Source organism: bacterium (assembly GCA_036524115.1).
Taxonomy (GTDB): Bacteria; JAUVQV01; JAUVQV01; order JAUVQV01; family DATDCY01; genus DATDCY01.
Map to the genome: position 1 here is coordinate 1 of DATDCY010000031.1, position 4,126 is coordinate 4,126.

Annotated in this window: 7 protein-coding genes; all 7 read left to right on the forward strand. The window is 64.2% G+C overall.

Features of this window, described 5'->3' with window-relative positions:
* A partial coding sequence (locus VI078_01485) for a hypothetical protein (protein ID HEY5997960.1) occupies window positions 1-974 on the forward strand: 974 nt, incomplete at its 5' end.
* Between the two features lie 19 nt (window positions 975-993).
* The gene (locus VI078_01490; protein HEY5997961.1) at window positions 994-1,254 is read left to right on the forward strand and encodes a co-chaperone GroES; all 261 of its coding nucleotides are present in this window, start codon (window positions 994-996) and stop codon (window positions 1,252-1,254) included.
* A complete protein-coding gene (locus VI078_01495) occupies window positions 1,251-1,517 on the forward strand; it encodes a hypothetical protein (protein HEY5997962.1) in 267 nt (88 codons plus the stop codon). The genes VI078_01490 and VI078_01495 overlap by 4 nt, the downstream gene beginning before the upstream one ends.
* Complete coding sequence (locus VI078_01500) at window positions 1,518-2,309, forward strand: hypothetical protein (protein ID HEY5997963.1); 792 nt, start codon at window positions 1,518-1,520, stop codon at window positions 2,307-2,309.
* Complete coding sequence (locus tag VI078_01505; protein ID HEY5997964.1) at window positions 2,302-2,817, forward strand: hypothetical protein; 516 nt, start codon at window positions 2,302-2,304, stop codon at window positions 2,815-2,817. Before VI078_01500 ends, VI078_01505 begins: the two co-directional genes overlap by 8 nt.
* 6 nt (window positions 2,818-2,823) lie before the next feature.
* Window positions 2,824-3,729 (forward strand): Mu-like prophage major head subunit gpT family protein, encoded by a 906-nt coding sequence (locus tag VI078_01510; protein ID HEY5997965.1) that lies wholly within the window; start codon window positions 2,824-2,826, stop codon window positions 3,727-3,729.
* 22 nt (window positions 3,730-3,751) lie between these two features.
* Window positions 3,752-4,126, forward strand: a 375-nt coding sequence (locus VI078_01515) for a hypothetical protein (GenBank protein HEY5997966.1), incomplete at its 3' end; no start/stop codon positions are given.

Genomic DNA, 4,126 nt, shown 5'->3' on the forward strand with positions numbered 1-4,126 from the left:
CGATGTACAAGCGCAATCGGTGGGCGGACATCGCGGATGACGACTGTGTGTCCCGCCCCGGCGGCATCATTGACATGAACGCGCTGACCGACCTTGAGCCGCTGCAACCCCCGGCGCTGCCCCCGAGCGGCTTTGCCGAGATCCAGCGCTACGGCGGCATCATCCAGAAGGCGACGGGGACGTATGACGTGTCCCGGGGCGCGATGGCCGGGGCGCAGGAGACCGCGACCACTACCATCGCCCTGCAAAACGTCGCGGAGATCCGCTTTAAGACGATGGCGATCCTTGCCGAGCGCCAGTTCATCCGCCCGCTCGGCAACCTGATGATCCGCTACAACCGCATCTACATGACCCGCCCGAGGCAGGTACGCATCCTCGGCAACGACTTCATGCTCGACCCCTCCTCCGCGATGCCGGGACTACCCGGCAACATGGGTGCGCCGGGGATGATGAATCCCGGCTTGCCACCGCAGGGAACCCCCCCCATGCCCCCTGCCGGCGCACCTTCCTCCCCCATGCCCGCGATGTTCGGCGGCGGCATGAATTTCATGCAGATCGCCAAGGAAGACCTCGCGGAAGACCCCGACATCTACGCGGTCGGCGCGGCGCTGGAAGTCGGCGTCAACAAGGACATGCAGATCAACAACCTGATGAAGTTCCTCCAGATCACGGCCAACCCGATCTTCCTGCAAAACCCGCTCTACAGCATCAATTTCGGAGCCATCCTTGAGCGCCTGCCGTACCTGATGAACATCAAGCTCAAGGCGCCTCTGGTCACGCAGGGCAACCCGATGCTCGCCTATCAGGAGATCCAGAAGGAGCAGCAGCTTGCCGACGGGATGATGATGAACGAGATCCAAGGCGGGATGCCCCCCGGCGCGGCCATGACCGGGGGCGGGCCTCCGTCGCCGCCGTCCCGCGTCAAGGGCGAGCTTTCCAAGTCCACCGTCAATCAGGGAGGGGAAGGCGAATGAAGCGTAGGAAGGGCGGCAAATGATCCGGCCCCTGAACAAGCGGATCGCGGTGCGCCGGTTCTCACCGAAGGACACGACGGCGGGCGGACTGATTCTGCCCGAGCAGGCCAAGGAGATCCCGGTCGGCGGCGAGGTCAAGGCCGTGGGCAACGGGATTGACGATATCGCCGTTGGCGATGTCGTGATCTTCGGCAAGAACGCGGGGCAGGAGATCGCCGTCGAGGGCGAGGCGTTCCTGATGCTGCGCTACGAGGACGTTCTCGGGATCTACGAGAAATGAGCGAGCCGCAGAAGTTCCCCGAGGAGGTGATGGAAGATTGGGAGGCCATCCTGCTGCGTCCGGGCATGAGCGTGCTTGCCACTTTCATGTCGGGAGAACTGGACTACGCGCTCGCGCGGATGGATGCCGACGAAGAGATGGGTCTGGAAAAGTTGTCCGTTTGCCGAGGAGAGATCAAGGCGCTTCGGCGCGTCATCAGGTTCGTGAAGAAGGAATTCAACAGGGCCGCGAAAAGCGACACCCCTGAAACAAAGGAGCAGTAAATGAGCGAAGAAGTGAAGACCGGAGACACGGCAACCCCGGCCCCACAGCCCGATCCGCAGCCGCAGATCGAGATCGTGGACACGCCCGTGGTGGCCCCCGAGGTCGCAGCGCCGGCCCCCGCGCCGGCACCCCCTCCGCTGATCTTCGGCAAGTACCGCACGCCAGAGGACGCCGAGAAGGCATACTCCGAGGCGCAGCGGGCGATGCACGAGGCCAAGACGGAGGCCGCGAAACTCCGCGAGCAGCTTGAGCAGCGCGCGGCGTACAACCCGCCGCCCCCCGCTGTCGAGCCGGTGACGAACTTCGAGGACAAGTTCCGCGAGCAGCTTGCCGAGAATCCTGGGTTCACGATCTACAAGATGATCCACGACCAGACGACCCGGCTTCTCGCGCAGCAGCAGCAAGCCAACCTCGGTCGCCTCAAGGAGTTTCAGTCCTTCTCCTCCCGTCCCGAGTATGCCGATGTCTCTGCCGAAGTCGCCGCCGAGCTTCCGTTCTCCAGCGAGCCGATGGAGATGCTCTTTCTCCGCAAGCGCGTTGCGAAACTGGAGGCCGCCGGGACGCAGGCGACCCGCGAGATCACTCCTCCGCACGTCGAGGCCGGCAACGCCGCCCGTCGCGCCGGGGCCAACTCCCTTCGCGTGGAGTTGGAACCCGACACCGCGAAGGCGCGCAGAGCCTACGGCGAGGACAAGACGCTGGAGCTGGCGCGGCTCGTCGCCAAGCAAAAGGCAGCGGGCGGCGACATGAGGGGCATGTCCATCGACGATTGGGAGAAGGCCAATGCTTAAAGTCACGAAGGGCACAAGGACTCCGGTCAACCTCACGCCCAAGAAGCGCGGGCGTCCCCCGAAGGTTCGCCCGAGCGTCCTTGACACCATGAAGGCCAACGAAGACCCCGACATTCGGTTCATGCGCGACCTGACCGTCAACGACCGGACTGAGGTCATCAACGGAGACCCGAACTTCGTCTATCGCTGGTGCGAGGAGTCCAAGCTGCGCACCCGCGAGATGCAGGGCTACGAGAAGAATCCCGATCCCGATGTCAAGACGCACTTCGACGGCAACTACATGCCGCCGGAAGGCTACGACCGGCGTCTGACGAACAAGGGCGGGATGGTTCTCTGCCGCATCAAGAAGTCGCTCCACGAGAAGCGCGTCGCCTACAAGGCGGAAGAGGTGGCGAAGCAGTCCGCCGCCATGGAGGCGCAGCACGTCTCGGAGATGAGACAGACCGGTTACGAGGTTCTCGGCGCGAGTGACCCGGTAGTGGTCGGGGGACTGAGCAACGGGGAGTAAGAAACCATGACAGTCATCCGAGCGAACTTCGCAGACCTGAACAACGCGAACTTCTACAAGATCGCGTTTCAGGGCTACACCGATCATCCGACGGTGCACGACAAGATCTTCAACGTCAAGGACTCCAAGCGTGCGACCGAGTACGTGTCGGCGGTCAGCGGGCTTGCCATGCCGTCGAGCAAGGCCGAGGGCGCGGACATGGACTACGACACGCCGATCCAGCTCTACGACGGCTCCGTCTCGCACACGACCTACGCGCAGGGCGTGCGCCTGACCCGCGAGGCGATGGAGGACGACGAGTACGGGATCATGGGCGAGCGCCTGTTCTCCTCGCTCGGTCGCGGCTTCAACCAGCGCGTCGAGACGCAGGCGGCGGCGTTCTTCAACAACGGGTTCGGCTCGCAGACCGGCCCGGACGCGGTGGCCGTGTTCTCGGCGTCGCACCCGAAGAACCCCGACGAGTCCACGACCTACATCAGCAACATCATCACCGCCGCCGACCTGTCCACGACCTCGCTCAAGTCGGCGCTGACCGCGTTCGAGAACCAGACGGACGAGCGCGGCCTGAAGTTCAACCAGAAGGCGCGCTACCTGCTCGTCCCCGCCGACCTCAAGTGGACGGCGCAGGAGATCCTCTCCTCGGCGCTGGAGCCCTACGTCGCGGAGAACACCAAGAACGTGCTGAACAACTCGCTGGAGCTGATCGTCTGGCCGTTCCTCACGGACACCGACGCTTGGTTCCTCCTTTCCGAGAAGTCGCAGCACACGCTGAACTTCTTCTGGCGGCGCAAGTTCAACGTCAAGCGCGACTCGGACTTCGACAGCGACGACGCCAAGTACGGGGCGTCCATGCGCTTCTCGGTCTACTGCGAGAAGGCGTGGCTCGGCACCCTCGGCTCGGCCGGCGCCTAGGCAAGGAAAGGAGGACAAGGCCATGCCCATCATCCCGATCAGAAAGATTCCCGCGCTTCAGGAGTTCGCCGTCTCCACGTGCGGCACCATCACCAGGGGCACCGCCCTCACCATGAGCGCGGCCGGTTTCCTGACCAACACGATCACCGGCTACGCGACGAACGCGCCGTTCGCCGCCGTCGCTGCCGAGGCCAAGGCCACCGCCTCGTCGCTGCTCCAGAGCAACAAGATTAAGTGCTGGCAGATTCAGCCCGAGACCCTGTGGGAGGCGACCGTCTCCGGTTCCGGTTCCAGCGTCGGCATCGGGAGTCTCGTGCATCTGAAGAACGCCGGCACGGGCATCCAGTACAGCGCGACCACCGTCACCACGGGCGGCTGCTTCATCATCGAGGGCTTC